Source organism: Kitasatospora sp. NPDC057965 (assembly GCF_042887135.1).
GTDB lineage: Bacteria > Actinomycetota > Actinomycetes > Streptomycetales > Streptomycetaceae > Kitasatospora.
On sequence record NZ_JBHVPZ010000001.1, the window covers coordinates 132,516 to 148,658 of the forward strand.

The window sequence follows — 16,143 nt, forward strand, 5'->3', positions numbered from 1 at the left end:
CCTGGCCTTTCGCTCGAATCCGGCCATGATCAGGACGATCTGCGGCTGCACCGCTTCGAACTGATCGACCAACCGGGCTGAGACACGGTCGGAGACACGGATTCGGGCGATACGTGCTGCGTCTCCCCACCACCAGGCTTCCCGGGCCCTGTCTCGACGGCCTGCTGAGACTCAACGAGTCTGTGAGGTCCGCCAGTCAGAGTTTCCGGGTAGCGTTCGGCCGTCTGCCGAATGCCGGTCACTAGGTCGTGGAGGGCTCGTACAGGCCCAGGCTAGATCCACTGCCTTCACGCGGTCAATTCAACTATTTATAGGAAGACTTGAGTCACATGGTCCACCTTTCCACGTGAACGACAGTGGCCTGCTCGCACCGGTGTGAGGAAGCGGCGGCGAACTCCAGGTCGGTCGCGCCAGCCGTGCGGCGCGCGGGGAGGAGTACACCGCCGATCGGTTGGCGCGGGGCAGCCGAGCCTGAGTAGGCGTCGAAGGTGCTGCCGCCGACGATCGCGGTGACGGTCTCTGCGCAACCCGGTCCTGTTCCTGCGCGGCTCCGCAGAACTCCTGGGGGCGCACGAGGCCGGCCGTCGCCGCGGTGCTGGCGGGGCACATCCGCAAGGCGTACCGGGATCCCGAGGCGCGCCGCGGCATGCGGACCAGGTGCGTGGGCCGCGAGTGGGCCGATCGCAACCACCCCCGGTGGCTGAGCAAGGACGAGCCCGACGACGCACGAAACGCCGCTGGCCGGGACGACCGGTGACCAGCGGCGTTCTGCGCGTCGGGGGAGCGGAGTACTATGCGAACTGGCCGTGCGCGTAGTCCCACAGCCTGTCCGCAGCGACCGGGTCGATCGACTACCGCTCGATGTCCGACATGATGAACTCGGGTCCTCCGTCCATGACTTCGGCCTCGTGGTTGTCCTCGAAGTGGCGGCCCGTGACACCGGCCACGAGCGGTGAGGTGGCCAGCAGGACGCTGGTGGCCGCCCCCTGTGCGGGAGTCTTGTAGTAGTCGGGAGTCAGCAGGTTTCCCTCCTCGTCCATGGCGCCGACCGCCTGCATGGTGGCCCGGCTGAGGTGGCGCGTTAGGTTGGTGTGGATCCAGCCGCGCTCACAGGAGTTGGCGACGATGCCGTCCCCCGTCCAGCGGCGGCTGATCCCGACGGCGAGCAGGACGTCGGCCGTTTTCGACTGCGCGTAGGCGGCCATGGGGTCGTACGGGCGGCGCTCGAACTGCGGGTCGTCGAAGTCGAAGCCGTACAGGCGCTGCGCCCCGGAACTGACGACTACGACGCGCGGCTCCTCGGCGGCCCGGAGGGTGTCGTGAAGTCCGTGGACCAGCGCGAAGTGGCCGAGGTAGTTGATCGCCAGCTGCACCTCCCAACCCTGCGCGCTGACCTGCCGCTCCGGTAGCGCCATCACGCCCGCGTTGGCGACGACTGCGGCGACGGGGCCGCTCCAGTAGTCGCAGAAGGCCCGGACGGATCGCAGGTCGGCGAGGTCAAGCGCGGCGGCCTCGGCGGTGGGGAACTCCCTGAGGGACTTGTCCGCCCGATCATATGACTATCGCCTGACTTGCTCGTTGGTCCGGGCATGGGGCGGGGAGATCTGACAGATGCCGAGTGGGAACGGCTGCGGCCGTTCCTGCCGGTCAGCAACAGGCGTTGTGGCCGGTGGCGTGACCATCGGCAGGTGATCGACGGGATTCTGCACCGGGTGCGGACCGGTGTGCACTGGCGCGATCTGCCCGAGCGGTTCGGGCCCTGGAAGACCGTCTACGAGCGGCACCGGCTGTGGTCGGCCGACGGGACCTGGGAACGGCTGCTCCAGCAGGTCCAGGCCGAAGCCGACGCGGCCGGCGACATCGACTGGGACGTCTCCGTCGACTCCACGATCGTGCGGGCCCACCAGCACGCGGCCGGTGCCCGCACGGATCCGCCGCCGGCCCTGGCCTCAAAGGGGGCTGGGCCAGGGGAACACCAGGACGAGACGCCGTGGCAGAGCCTCGTCGCCCGCCTGGTGGAGGTGGTGCTGGAGGCGAGGGCCTGGGCCGCTCGCGGGGCGGGTTCACCAGCAAGGTCCACCTGAGCGCGGACGGCCGCTGCCGCCCGCTGTCCCTGATCGTCACGCCGGGGCAGCGGGCGGACTGCACGCAGTTCGAGCCCGTCCTGGAGAAGATCCGCGTCCCACGGACCGGCCCGGGCAGGCCCCGCAAGACCCCAGACAGCCTGGCCGCCGACAAGGCCTACAGCAACGGCCCGTGCCGCACCTACCTGCGCAGGCGCGGCATCCCGCACACGATCCCGGAGAAGACCGACAGCCGGGCCGCCCGCCTGCGCAAGGGCTCACGCGGCGGACGGCCACCGGGCTTCGACGAGGAGCGGTAGAGGAAACGCAACACCGTCGAACGGGCCATCAACAAGCTCAAACACGCCAGAGCGGTGGCCACACGCTACGACAAACGCGGCTACGTCTACCTCGGCACGGTAACCGCAGCCGCCCTCGTCATCTGGCTTCGCACGTGATCGACCGGACAGTCCCGAGGATGGGCTCGGGGGCGGCCGGGTTCCTGATTGCGACGACGACCTGGGCGCCGGCCCCTGCAAGGGCGCGTACGGTCTCGGTCCCGATCCCCGAGGCCCCCGCCAGTCACGATCATGCGCTTGCAGGTCAGGTCGACCCCGGACAGGATCTCGGCCGCCGTGGCCCGGTCGTCCACCCGCTCGGAGAGCAGGGATAGCAGCGAGTCCTGCACGTCCAGCGGGCAGCGGGTGATCTCCTCGAACCTGACCGGCGGGCCTCGGCCATGCCGCGCAGCATCGGCGCGGGCACCAGCGAACGGGTGGAGGGGCCCTCCGAGACGAGCAGGGCGTAGTTCCACGAGTACTTGATCTGGTCCTCGGTGGTCGCCGCGCCGCCCTGCACGGTCAGCCGGGACGTGCCGCTGACGGCTGCCGCGATCGGCTCCGACAGCAGGGACTTCGCGGTGCCCGGCTCACCGACCAGCAGCAGGCCGCGGTTGGTGGCCAGGGTCACCAGCGCGCGCTCGACCAGGGCCGGGTCGCCGACGAACTTGCGGGCGATGCCGGCCGTCTCGTCGCCGACGATGAACCGGCGGGCCGCGCGCAGGCTCAGCTCCCAGCCCGGCGGGCGGTGGTCGCGGTCCTCGGCGTGCAGCGCGGCCAGCTCCTCGGCGTACCGGACCTCGGCAGGCGGGCGCTGGAGCTCCTCCTCGGTGGTGGTCATGGTCACGGCGGCCTTTCCCGGGTGGTCGTCGGTTAGGTGGCGGAGTGTCACGGCGTGGTCAGCTCGGTGAGGTCGGCGATCACCTCGGAGGCGATCACCGGGTCGAGCTCGGCAAAGGTCGGGAAGGTGCGGTTGTGGGTCCAGTAGTCGCCCGGGCGCCTGTCGAGCCAAACCGTTTCCACCCGCTGCTCGGGGTACGAGTCGAACATGCCGACGGCGATGCCCTCCTCCGGAGCGATCACCACGTAGAGGTCGGACCCGACCCAGCGGGACAGCCACTGCTCGACGCCGTTGTCCTGGGGTTCGCCGCGCCGCCAGCCGCGCCGTTCCATTCCGACCAGCCGGGTGGTGGGCAGCACCGGACCGTTCTCGAAGCGGGTGAGGCGGTGGCCGGCCCGTTCCTCCTCGGTCAGCGCGTACACCGGGCGGTCGAGCTGACAAAACGGCTGCAGGATCTCGTGGTCAGCGAACAGCTCCGACCAGTCGGCGAGGCCGTCGCCGAGCAAGAGCGGATGCGCCAGCCGGACGGAGGCCGTGACCGGCAGCGCGAACGCCTCGTCCCGGACGTCCGCCAGGGTGCGGTCCTCGGCGACGCGGAACGCCGTCACCGTGCCGTCCGTATCGGACAGCCACACCAGGCGGCGCACCAGGTGCCACAGCAGCGGATGCCCGACGAAGAGCTGGTCGAACTCCTGCGCCGTCCATGAGCGCTGGGTGACCATCGCCTCTTCCAGGCGGCGGATCTGGTCCGCCGCCATCGTGCGGACGTCCTTCTTCAGCGCGGCGAAGCGCTTGCGCTCGGCGGGCGCCAGCTCGGCGTCGTCCCCCGCCCCCGGAGCGGGCAGGTCCTTGCGGCGGGCGCCGGCCGCGTCCAGCACGTACGGCTTGAGCTGCTCGTCGAAGCCGACCGTGAACGTCCGGGTGCCGTAGTCGATGACGGTGGTCCCGTCGGCGTCCAGCCCGAAGTCCGGCACCAGACGGTCGGACAGCTGCTCCCCGGACAGGCCGAGCCCGGCCGCCACCTCGGCGATCTTCTCCTGGGCCCGGGTCTTGAGCGCCTTGAACTTCACCCGCTGTGCGATGCCGTGCAGGTGCAGCAGGGCCACGTCGGTGCCGATGGCGGCCAGCACCTCCAGGCCGTCCACCGCACGGTGGTGGGCCCCCTCGCCCGGCCAGGCGCGGAGCACCGGCGTCAGCCGGCGGACCGTATCGTCGTCACCGAACCGGCCGAGTACGTGAAGCGCCCAGCTGTCCTGGGCGGGCATGCCGGCCAGCCGCCACTGCTCGAACACCGCCCAGCAGAATTCCGCCAACGACCGCGGCTCGCACAGCCAGACCACCTGGTCGAGGCCCGGGTAGAACGCCCCGGGCGCGGACAGCGCGAGCATGGTGAGCACGTGCCGTACGGCCTCGGCGGGCAGGGCGCCCTCGCCGCCGCGCAGCAGCAGCTGCGGCAGCATCACCGGCTCCGTCCAGTCGCAGGGCGGGGGCAGCTTCGCCGGGAGCGCGGTTACCAGCGGGTCGGCCGAAAGCAGTGCGCCCACGGCCTCCTCCGCCTTCGGCCCGTACGCGCCGGCCACCGTGCGCACGGCCGCCGCGCCGTGCGCCTCGGCGATCACCCGCAGGGCCTGCTCGGCGCCGTGCCGGGCCGGCCCGGTCTTCCCGAGCGCGGCGGGCACCAGCAGTCGGGCCGCGTCCACGCCGTGCCGGGTGAACCAGGAACGCGCGGTGCTCCCGGCCGACTTGAGGCGCACCAGCCAGTCCGCCATGGTCTCGGCCACCCGGATGTCCAGGTACGGAAGCAGTAGGGGCGCGTGCGTGGCCGGGTTCCCCAGCGCGGCGGCCCGGATCGGTTCGACGGCGTCCGTCCCGAAGCGGGCGGCGACTCGGCGCAGGGAGTCCCCGGAGTGCCAGATGCGCTCACCGGCGCGCCACTGCGCGAGCAGGGGCCGGGCCAACTTCTCGTCGCCGTACGCGAACAGCGCGAGCTCGGTGTGCTGTCCGCCGCGCAGCCGCGCGTCCTCGGGTTGCCCGATCCTGGCCCGGATCGTGGCCGCGACCCTTTGCCAGTCATCGTCCGACCAGCTCGTGTACCAGGACTCGGAGGTCGCCGCCCACGCCTCGCGCTCACCCGGCAGCCACCGCATCTGCGGTTCCCGAGGCGCGCTGAGGCCGGTCAGCACGCGGGGCTTGCCGGCGGAGCGCGGCCGCGTCCACGGCGGGCTGGTGAACAGCTCCGGCAGCGAGTCGGGGCCGACCTCCGGCACCCGCTCGCCGAGGTCGGTGAGCGGCTCGACCAGGGTTGCCTGCTCCGGCGTCAGCTCCGGCAGCAGTTCGAGCGCGGTCGCGCGGTGGACGGCGACGTGGCCGGCGAGGAGCTGCCGGGCGAGCTGCTGCTGCGCGGCCGGGTCGGTGGAGGCCGCCGCGGCCTCGGCGAGCCGGCGCAGGGCACGCCGGGGGAAGCGGCGGAGACCGGCCATGAGGGCGGCGCGGGTGGACTTGATGCCGTCCTGCTGGGCCAGCAGCCCCCGGAAGCCCTCGTCGGAGGGGAGCTCGGCGAGCGCGTCCAGGATCCGCTTCTTGCCGTCCTTGTGGTGGTAGCTGGTGGTCAGGTCGTGCAGCATCACCGGTGCCGCGTCGCCGCCGAGGCCCTCCGCCACGGTCGCGATGATCTCGGTGGACCAACCGTCATAGCCCAGACTCGGCAGCGGGGGGAGCTTCTCCAACGGTTCCGCCGAGGAGAGCGAGCACAGCAACATCGACCACTCGACGGCGGCCAGACGGGAGCCCGACGCGACGCACTCCTCGACCCAGGCGGTCTCGGACGGCACCAGGTACGCCGCCACCACCAGGCGGGTCAGGTTGTTGCGGCAACCCGCCAGGGCCTCGACCGCCGCGCGGTGGGTCTCCTCGTCGCAGTCCGCCAGCAGCGACCGGACCCTGTCCGCGGCGGGACGGTACCCGCCGTGCCTCTGGTTGGCCCCGCGCCGGACGCGGGGGTGGACGGACCTCTGGTGGATCCAGTCGGTCTCGACAGCCGTCGTGAACAACTCGACGGTGGCCCTGGCCGCGAACGGCAGGCCGAACTCCGCCACCCAGGCGTCCACGGCCACGCGGACCCCGTTGTTGCTGCGGTACGAGAACACGGAGGCGAGCACCGCCGCACCGAGCGGGTCCCGGCTGCCGGACTGGTGGGCGCGGGCGGCCGTAACCAGCTCCGGGTCACTGCGCTCCGAGGTGAGCGTCTGCTCCAGCCAGTCCCCCATCTGCCGCAGCCCGTCGCGGTACGAGGTCACCGGCTCCTTCCCCGGCGCGGACGGCTTCCGGGGAATGCCGCCCCGGCGCGGGATCAGGGCCCGACGCCAGGCGTCCGGCATGACGAAGACGTCCTCGTCCTCGGGACCGGCGGCCTCGGCCGTGGGCGCGGACACGCCGGGCTGCGCCACGGGCACCGGATCCGCCGCTGCACCCGGATCCGTACCCGCCCCCGCACCGATCTCGCGGTAGCCCTTGCGCTCCTTCTCGGCGACCGCATTGGCGAAGTGTGCCTGCGCCTCATCCACGGCCGGGAACGCCTTGACCTGCTCCCGCCCTTTCGTACCGGACCGCCCGTACCGCACGGTCACCGCGGCACCGTCGACCGCGGCCTCCCAGAACTTGTCTGAGCCACCCTCGACGAACTCCCAGCGCCGCACAGCTCTACCCCTCTCCTCGAACTGATGATCAGGAGGCGAACGTTAGCGAGCCCCACCGACAAGTCCCCGGCCGACCGCCCCCGCACTCACCTCCCCGTCGAAGTCACCGTGCGCGGGCGCCTCGTGCCTCAGCGAGCGGCGTACACGTCCTGGACGTATCGGTCGGCGTCGATCAATGACTGAAGCCACGTCTCGTCGTCGCCCTCCCGCGCGTTGGGGGTGTGGCTCAGGTGGAGGGTGCGGAACGCGGCCCGTACGTCGGGGCCATGTGGGCGCCCTCGCCGCAGACGTAGACCTGGGCCCAGCTTCGAGCAGGGACCAGACCTCCTCGCCCTCCGCCGCGATGCGGTCCTGGACGAAGCGTATGCCCGCCACCGGCCTCGCAGTACCCATGAGGACATCCTCTCCGCGGACCCGAAGATCCGCGTCTCAGAAGTGTCCAATGTTCGGGGTGAAGCCCAGTTCGACACGTCGGATCAACTGGAAGCCAGGGCTTCGGGTGGTCCGTGTTGGCCGAGCGGTGCGGACACCGACTGCTGCCATGGGGGTGTCGGCGCACCATCTGGGTCCAGGCCGTACCGCCACAGCCTGTTGAGTGTGTATGTGGTGGTCAAGGTGCCGTGGTCGGCGGCCTGCCGGGCCAGGGCCTCGGCGCCGTCCCGGTCCCCGGCCCTCTCCCGCAGCTCGGCCAAGTGGACCAGGACGTTGGAGTTTCCGTGGTCGGCGGCCTGCCAGGCCAGGGCCTCGGCGCCGTCCCGGTCCCCGGCCCTCTCCCGCAGCTCGGCCAAGTGGTGCAGGGCGACGGTGTCGCCGAGGTCGGCGGCTTGCCGCAGAAGGCGTTCGGCACCGTCCCGGTCCCCAGCCTGCTCTTGCAGCTTGGCCAGGTGGAGCAGGACGTTGGAGTTTCCGTGGTCGGCGGCCTGTTGGGCCAGCGTCTCGGCGCCGTCCCGGTCCCCGGCCCTCTCCCGCAGCTCGGCCAAGCGGTCCAGGACGAAGGTATTGCCGAGGTCGGCGGCTTGCCACAGAAGGCGTTCAGCCCCCTCCAGGTCCCCGGCTCCCTCCCGCAGCACGGCCAGGCCGCGCAGGGCGTCGGTGTCGCCGTAGTCGGCGGCTTGCCGCAGAAGGCGTTCGGCCTCGCCCCGGTCCCCGGCCCTCTCACGCCTCACGGCCATGCGGCGCAGGGCAACGGTTTCGCCGTGGTCGGCGGCCTGTTGGGCCAGGGTCTCGGCGCCGTCCCGGTCCCCGGTCTCCTCCCGCAGGTCGACCAGGTGGACCAGGGCGAAGGTGTAGCCGAGGTCGGCGGCTTGGCACAGAAGGCGTTCAGCCCCCTCCAGGTCCCCGGCCCCCTCCCGCCTCACGGCCAGGTAGCCCAGGACCTCAACGTTGCCGTGGTCGGCAGCCTGTCGCGCGAGGGTCTCGGCGCCGTCCCGGTCCCCGGCCTTGTCCCGCAATCCGGCCAAGCGGTCCAAGGCGCCAGTGTCGCCATGGTCGACTGCCTCCCATAGAAGGCGTTCGGCCCCCGCCAGATCGCCGGCCTGCTCCCGCAACACGGCCAGGCGGAACAGGCTGTTGGTGTCGCCGTGGTCGGCGGCGCGGCGGCGAAAATGGTGGGCCCATTGCAGGCGGTGCCGGTTCTCGGCTGCCTCGGCGAGGTTGTGCAGGCCGTCAGAGTGGGTGAGGTGAGTGTAGGCGGCGTGCCAGAACGAGGCCGGTGGGCACAGCCGCCTGCGGGTGGTACGGCCATGTTGTTCGAGGTAGTCGGCAAGTCGGAACACCAGCCCCGCAGGCGGCGGGACTGCAATGTCAGCAACGCTGGAGGGGGCGGGCGCGCGCCGTGGCGTTCGGGGGGGTGGTACGGCGCAGGGGAGCTTGTTTGCCGTGGACCGGTTCGGCGAGTTCGGCAAATGCCCGTTCAGCCCAGTCGTCGGTGAGCTGGTCATAGTCGGTGTCGGTGAGGTAGTCGGGGGCGGCATCGGTGAGGAAGGCTTGGGGGAGATGGAGACCGACGCCGAGGCGGCGCGCGTCCATCGCCGCTTCCAGCAGCGCTTTGGCGGCCGGGCCGGCGTGCTGGTAGCGGTTGAGAAGTTCGGGCGCACCGGCCAAATCCTGGGTCAGTCTTCCGTCGCTGCGGGCGCGAGTGAGGGCATCCTCCAGCAGCCGGTCACCGCTCTTGGCGAGCGTGGCCGCGGCGGCCAGGGCCTGGGTGTCGAAGGCGTCCGGGACGTTCAGTGTGCGGCCGGAAAGCACTTCCCGCACGCGACTGTGTAGATCTTCCATCCCTGGTGCGGGCAGAGCCATGTACTGATGGTGGTACTCCGGCCAGAGGGTGCCCAGCACGAGGACGGGCCCGTGCTCCCGGCTTACGAGCAGGCGGTGTATGGCCGCTGCGATCTGCTCGCCCACCGCCCGGTCGCCGAAGTAATGCTGGGCCTCGTTCAGCCACACCACCGTGCGCGGCCCGACACGGTGCAGATCATCCAGCGCGGCCTGCGCGCGGGTCGGGTCGAAGGGGTGCCACAGCCGCCACCCCCGGTCGGCGAGGGGCTGCACGGCCTCCCAGCACGCCCGCGTCTTGCCCGTCGATGAGGAGCCCACCAGCACTACGAGCCCGCTGTGGCCGGCTGCGGCGTTCCGTACCGCATCCGCGAGCACCCCATCATGCGCGCGGGCCACATACCCGGGCAATACCTGCCCTACGGACGTGTCGGACCTCGAACCGTTCCTGCCGGGCCCGGCGGGGTGCACCTCCAGATCGTGCGGCTCCCACTGGCCGAGCGGCCTCCCTGGCCCGCCCGTTGGGGCCGTGCCCGCCTCGTCGGCCGCAGCTTGTTGTAACGCTAGCAGCTCCTGTACCGGCAGCTTCAGCGCGTCGGCGAGCGCCGCCACCGTCTCTCGCGACGGCAACGGTTTCCTGGGGGAGAGCGCTTCCGACACGGTGGTGCGTCCCAGTCCCGCCCGTGCGGCGAGTTGCGTCTGGTTCATCCGGGATCGCGCCATCCCGCCGGTCAGTCTTCTGCGTAGTTCGGCCAGCGCCGGAGCGCGGCCGCTCTCTTCGTCGTGCACGTACTCGCCCCTGTTCCCCGATGTGTTCGACGGTGTTCATCTTCGTCCCGGCATACCCCGGCGCACACCGTTTCCACGACCGTCGACCACGGCAACACACCTACCACTACAAGGAGTCTGCCGTGACCGTCGCTGTCGTCATCCTGGCCACCGCACTCGTGTTCGTTGTCGCACTGCTGGCTGCAGCTGGCGTGGGCAAGCTCGCCCGTATGGACGGTGCCACCTATCCCGCCGCCCTCACCCGCGCCGCCGCCGCCTTCACCACGATCATCACACTCGCCGCCACCGTGACCGCAGCCCTCGCCGCCCTCCTCACCTGAAACAACTCGACTGGTCCGACTACCAGATGTTCCGCAACCCCCGAAACGACGGCGGTGCCCCGCGACCGGAGGCGCCTCCCTGGGGCGTTCAGCAGGCGGTAGACACCACTTCGCCGCCCGCCCACGGGTCAGGATAGGTGGACGCCCGGACCCACTCCCAGGCGCCGTCGCGGTGCTGGAGGTGCCGCCTGGGCAGCGGGTCTCTGGCGTCCGGACACCTCCACGCCGCGCTCGGCGGCGAGCTGGAGCAGCAGACGGTCGGCCGCGCTGGACGGGGTTCTCGCCATGAGCTCACGCTACTGGTTGGGAGTTGGGCGCACCGCGTTGGCGCGGTGCGCTGTCCCCCGGTGCAGCTGAGCCCCGGCGTGAACGTAGAACCCCCGAGGCCTTCCGGAACCCGCAAGTGCGGCGGCTGGTCTGCTGGGTTCAGCGGCCCGCGCAGGGCGGCCCGCGATCTCGAACGGACGAGCAAGGAAGCCCGATGATGGGCAAACCGAAGGTGTCCGCCCAAGCCCCGGTGGTCGGTGAAGGCCGACGCATAGCGGTGGTCAGGCTCGGCCTGCGGCGGTTCTGACCATACGCTGGGCAGCACCGTCGTCGTGTGGTTAGCGTGGTGGGTGCGCAGCAGGTAGCGGGGGCCGGAGCAGATCGCCCTGGCCCCAGCGGGTTTGGCCAAGGGCCGTTACGCCGCGACGATTTCCCCCCCCGGGGGGCGATGCCCCCTGCTCTGTCAGCTCGATCGCGAACGTGCCGTCCGCCCCGGGCGAGTGGCTCACATGGTCGTCGCTGGTCATATCAAGGGCCGTCATCCCTGCGGCCCTCTCGCCTGGTTGGGCCGATGGTCGTACTTCTCAATCTGGTGAGCCTAGGTCAAGGACCCGCCCGGCCCCGAGACCGGGCAGGAGTGACTTCACCTCCCGAGCTCCTCACCGTGATGTCGACTGCCAGGGGCGCCTAGCATCCAGGTCCGACAACGCGGGTGTACGGGGCCGGCTCTTTCAGCCGCTCTCGTGACGGTGGTTCAAGCCGCTCTCCGGCCTCGGAACGCTCGCGGTGCACGGCGCGACGCCGTGCTGGCGCGTGGCCGAGGCGACCACGACACGCCGGTCTTTGGCGGAATCCCAGCGGTCGTGATCGCCTGGCTGCTCCTCGGCGACGAGGCTCTCCGCGAATGCCGGAGACAGGGAAGGGGATGTGTGTGGACGGCGACGAAGCACTTTCGGTGGCGGTGGAGAAGCTCCTTGGGGATCCTCGGACGGATCCTGGGTTCGACGTCCGCGGCGTCCGGCAGGCGGCTCGGGCCGTACGTCTGCTCGACGAGGGCCTGCGCAACGGGCTTGGGGTGTACCGGCTGATGGCCGAGGGCGGGCAGAAGGGAGCCGAGACCCTCTCGTCGGACCGGCTGCAGATCCTGTCCGAGATGGTGCAGAACGCCGATGACGCGGGTGCGAGCGAGATCCGCGCCATTTGGCGGCCGACCGAGCTCCTGATCACGCACGACGGTGAGGGGGTGCGCCTGCGGGACGTACTCCTCCTCGGTCTGCCCTGGCTCAGCGGTAAGGCCCGCGACGCCGAGGCCACCGGGCGCTTCGGTATCGGGCTGGCGACCCTGCGGGCGCTGTCCACGGCTTGGGAGGTCCACTGCCACCCCTTCCACGTCCGCTTCGCCGACCTCAACCTGGAGCCCGTCGAGCCGCTGGACCTGTCGGGCGACATCGTCGGCGAGGCCTGGACGGTCTTCAGGATCCCCCTGGAGCCCGACGCCCTGTCGCCGGCCGAGCTGTTCCGGTGGTTCGACACCTGGAGCGACAGTTCACTGTTGTTCCTGCGACATTTGCAGCAGATCACCGTGCTGAGGGACGACCCTGGCACGGCGCGTTCGAGCGAGGTCCGGTCGAGCGCCGTGTTGCGGTTGTCCTGGCGGGACGTCGGGCTGCAACGTCTTCCGGTTGGCGGGACGGAGGCGAACGTCGGTGTCCGCGAGGCCCGTACGACCGACGGCTCGCTGTGGCGGGTGTACGACACCCGGGTCGCGTCGTTCGGCGAACGGACGCGCCGTCACAAGGCCTCGGGATTGTCGATGCCAGTCGCAGTGGCGCTCCCGCTTGGTTCAGACGCGGCCGGCAGTGTGCACGCCGGGCTGCCGGTCGTGCCGCTGGACGTCGCGGTGCGCGTGAACGCGCAGTTCGACCCCGTCATCAGTCGGGAGGAGTTCGCCACCAGCCAGTTGAACGATGCCTTGGTCCCGCTGGTCGCGGATCTCTGGGAGGCGGCCGTTCTCGACGTCCTCGGCCACGTCGAACCCTCGGCGTGGCACCTCGTTCCGCTGCCGTCGCAGTCCGACGCGACCGCTCCGGCCAGGCTTCAGCATGCCCTTCGAGCGGCGCTCCTGGACCGGGCCCGCAACCAGGTGGCCGAGCGGCTCTCACTCTCGCTTCCGCACGACGTGGTGGCGCCGCTGTCCGACCTCGCCGTCGAGGAGGCCGCCCTGTCGGGAGTGATCGACCGTGCGGATGTCGCCCAGCTCGCCGGACTGCCGCACGCCTACCCAGAGAACGCCCGGGACCAGGCCGGTCGCTGGCGTCGGGTCCTCGCCGACTGGCGCTCCCACGGCCGGACGGGCCTTCACGACGAGGTGCAGATCAGTCATGCGGTCGGCCTCCTGAGAAACCCCGAGTACGAGGTTGGTCGCACCATCCGCCTCACGGCGGCCGCGATCGAGGCGGGGCTCGGCCATCTGATCGCCCTTGAGCCGAGTGTCGTCACGGCCGATGCCCGTCGGCTGAAGCCGGATAGCCATGCGTATGTCTTCGCGGAGGCCGAGGGCAGCGGTCCGCTGGACGAGCTGGGTGTTGTGGTCGACCTTCACCCCGCATATCGGGAGGACAACCGGTGGTCGCGGCGGACGGTGAGCTGGCTCAGGGAGCGCAGTCGCCTGGTACGGCGGGACGACACCGTCGCCGTACTGCGCCGCATCGCCGACCTGGGCATGTTCGGCGGAACTCTCCGCGGCGAAGGCGAATCGCGGATCGGGCAACTGGTCGCGCTCCAGCGGGCTCTGGGAGAGGTCCCGAAGAAGGTCCGTGAGCAACTCGGCCCGCGCATCGGGCGTGCGGTGTTCCTGGACTGCCACAGGTACGACGCGGACGGGAACGAACAGCGGCGTCGAGCACGCCCGTCCGAGGCCTACCTTTCCCAGGCGTTGGAGAGCACGGACGGAGACCGGTTCGCCGTCGCCGCCCGGAAGACGCCCGGTCTGGTCTGGGTGGACCGTTCGTATGCCCGCTCGCTGTTGCCGGCGTCCCGGAACAACGGTCTGAGCCAGACGGCCTTCCTGCGCCTGCTGGGGGTGGCGGTCGCGCCGCGGCTCGTTCCGCTGCTGGATGGCACGGCCGTGAAGACCTACGAGATCGACCACCGGATCGGTCTCCTGCAAAATGCCGCCTCCTCCACCACGGGCCGACGGAACGAGATGCGCAGGCTGGGTGCCACGCACACCCTGGACGACCACATCTGTCGTGACCTGGACGCCGTGATCCGGGACATCATCGCCGAGCAGGACGTCAACGAGCGCCGGCGTCGTACCGCCGCATTGCTGCAGACGCTGGGCAAGCCCGGCCTGGTCACCTCCCCGGACCAGGCCCGGGTACAGGCGGCGACGGCTTATCACGGATGGACGGTGCGCGGTCAAACGGCGGCCCTCTGGGTTTGGCGGCTGCGGGAAGCAGCCTGGCTCGAGGACGCACAGGGCCGTCTCCGTGCACCCACCGACCTCCGTCTTCGCACCCGCGATGCCGAGGCTCTCTACGGACAGGATGACCCGGGCTACCTGCACCCCGCGATCCAGCGGGCGACGACGACCCGGACGGACGTCCTGGCCGCTCTCGGTGTGTCCGGAGACCCGGATGTTCCCGAGTTGATCGCACGGCTGAAGCAACTGCGGGCACGATCCTCCTCCTACCCCGGGGCCCTGGCCGACGGATTCGAGGCCGAGGTCTTCCTCGTCTACCGGGCGTTGGCCGGACGACTGACGGACGGACCGGTGGACACGCCCCGTGCGGCCGTCGAGAAAGAGATCAGGACCAGCTTCCTTCAGGGTCTCGACCTGGTGCTGACCGATCAGGGGTGGGCACGTCCCCATGACTGCTTCCGGGGGACGTCCATCCTCAGAGGGTTCCGGTCCTTCGCTCTCACCGGGCCCGAACTCGTTCCCCTGTGGACGGTCCTCGGTATCGAGGAACCGGATGCCGACGACCTGGTCGACGTACTGAAGGAGATCGCTGCGGACGGTACGCCGCCCACCGGGGAGCGGCAGCAAGTGGTCCTGGAGGCCCTGCGTTCGCTGTGCGCCTCGGTCCGGACCGCCGGTGCGGCCATGTCGCCGGGCCTGCGGTCTAAACTGCGCTGGCTGCCGCTGTGGACGAGTGCCGGGTGGGTGAGGAAGCGTCCGGTCTATGCGGTGGACCACCCCGTCATTGCTCGGACGCTCGCCGATCGCGTCCCGGTCTGGCAGCCGGGTGGGGACATTCAGCAGTTCACCGGCCTGTTGAGCCCACTCAAGGTCTCCCGCCTGGAGGCGGCCCGGGCGAGCGTCCTCGACCCGGACGGCGGGGTGCCCGATCCGCAGCTCACCCAGGACTTCCGGAGGGCCGTGGCGGGACTGCAGGACATCCTTGTCCGGGACGAACCCGAAGCGGCCAACGCCTTCACCGGCTGGACCTGGCTGGCCGAGCTGGAGGTCCGGGTCCTGCCGGGGCTCCGGATCCGGCTCGACTCCGGGGACGGCGGGGAGGCGCTCGAACTCCCCGTCGACGCACAGATCGACCGTACGGCCAAGGCCCTCTTCGTCTCCACCCCGGAGGCGTTGCGGACCACTCGCGGTGGAGGCCTGGCCGTGGCGAGCTTCTTCTCGGGTGAGCGGACCCATGTCGGCCACCGCTGGCGCGACTTCTGGGAGACGGACGTGCCCGACCAACCGTCGAGCGCGACCCCGCTCGTGTCTGCGCGCCAGCACGACCACGAGGAGCAGCAGCGGATGAACGACCTGTTGCGGCAGCGCAAGCTGACGATGCCCGGCTCTCCGGCCACGCTGGGGACACCGCGCGGCACATCGGCCCCGTCCTCCGCGGTGCCGGCGCCCCGGTCCGCCGCAGCTCCGCCTGTGCCCGCGGTGCCATCCGGCCGGCCTGTGCTGCCGCTGGCGGTTCCACCGGTGCCCGGCCCTCGCGAACTGCACACTGCAGCCGAACTCGGCCAGCGCAGCCCGCAGGTGTCCCGTGTCTCACCGTCCGTGAAGCCGGCCCGGCCAGGTGAGGTCGCCCGTCGGCGACGCGTGACCTCATTGCCGGGCCCCCGCCTGGGCGAGGGCGCGCCCCGAGAGCGGTCCGGCCCCCTCAGTTACCAGGACCGTGACAAGGAGAAGCTCGTCATTGAGCTGCTCGCGCAGTTCCTGCGGAAGGACGAAATTGATCTCCACGACCAGCGCGGTGTCCTGCGGCTGGGCGCGGACGCGGTCGACTCGAACGGACACTTCTACGAGATCAAGGCACACGGCGGGGCCGAGCCCACGGATGTCTCCCTCACCAGTGCGGAGTTCACTCGTGCGCTGGCCGAGGGTGAGAACCTCTCGCTCGTCATTGCCTCGTACCTGGAGCAGGGAACGGGGGAGCCGACGCTTCGCATCATCAAGGACCCGCTGCGCCACTTCGAGGTCGAGCCCGTCTCGGACGTCAAACTCAAGGCGGTGCGTGACGTGGATGCGGAAGCCTTGGTCCTGCAATGGCCTGCCGATGGCTCATGAGATCGGCACAGGAGCCAAACACC

The 16,143-nt window shown here is 70.8% G+C and carries 5 protein-coding genes and 3 pseudogenes; 3 read left to right on the plus strand and 5 right to left on the minus strand.

Features of this window, described 5'->3' with window-relative positions; genetic code table 11:
- Positions 1-851: 851 nt before the first annotated feature.
- Positions 852-1,508: pseudogene (locus tag ACFVVU_RS00480) on the minus strand (SDR family NAD(P)-dependent oxidoreductase); the annotation flags it as partial.
- A gap of 81 nt (positions 1,509-1,589) precedes the next feature.
- Between ACFVVU_RS00480 and ACFVVU_RS00485 the strand changes: the two are divergent.
- Positions 1,590-2,521: pseudogene (locus ACFVVU_RS00485) on the plus strand (IS5 family transposase).
- Between the two features lie 191 nt (positions 2,522-2,712).
- Here ACFVVU_RS00485 and ACFVVU_RS00490 read toward each other — a convergent pair.
- The 4 genes and pseudogenes from ACFVVU_RS00490 to ACFVVU_RS00505 form a co-directional block, all read right to left on the minus strand.
- Positions 2,713-3,242: pseudogene (locus tag ACFVVU_RS00490) on the minus strand (AAA family ATPase); the annotation flags it as partial.
- 47 nt (positions 3,243-3,289) lie between these two features.
- Positions 3,290-6,937 carry a WGR and DUF4132 domain-containing protein gene (locus ACFVVU_RS00495; RefSeq protein WP_387787222.1) on the minus strand — a complete coding sequence of 1,216 codons (3,648 nt, stop codon included), beginning with the start codon at positions 6,935-6,937 and terminating at the stop codon, positions 3,290-3,292.
- Between the two features lie 476 nt (positions 6,938-7,413).
- On the minus strand, positions 7,414-8,712 hold the full coding sequence (locus tag ACFVVU_RS00500; protein WP_387787224.1) for a hypothetical protein: 1,299 nt from the start codon (positions 8,710-8,712) through the stop codon (positions 7,414-7,416).
- 28 nt (positions 8,713-8,740) lie between these two features.
- Complete coding sequence (locus tag ACFVVU_RS00505) at positions 8,741-10,000, minus strand: helix-turn-helix transcriptional regulator (protein ID WP_387787227.1); 1,260 nt, start codon at positions 9,998-10,000, stop codon at positions 8,741-8,743.
- A gap of 122 nt (positions 10,001-10,122) precedes the next feature.
- Here ACFVVU_RS00505 and ACFVVU_RS00510 point away from each other — a divergent pair, with 122 nt between their 5' ends.
- Together ACFVVU_RS00510 and ACFVVU_RS00515 are read left to right on the plus strand one after the other, a co-directional pair.
- The gene (locus ACFVVU_RS00510; RefSeq protein WP_387787230.1) at positions 10,123-10,320 is read left to right on the plus strand and encodes a hypothetical protein; all 198 of its coding nucleotides are present in this window, start codon (positions 10,123-10,125) and stop codon (positions 10,318-10,320) included.
- 1,198 nt (positions 10,321-11,518) lie between these two features.
- Positions 11,519-16,120 (plus strand): ATP-binding protein, encoded by a 4,602-nt coding sequence (locus tag ACFVVU_RS00515; protein ID WP_387787232.1) that lies wholly within the window; start codon positions 11,519-11,521, stop codon positions 16,118-16,120.
- The last annotated feature ends 23 nt before the right edge of the window (positions 16,121-16,143 follow it).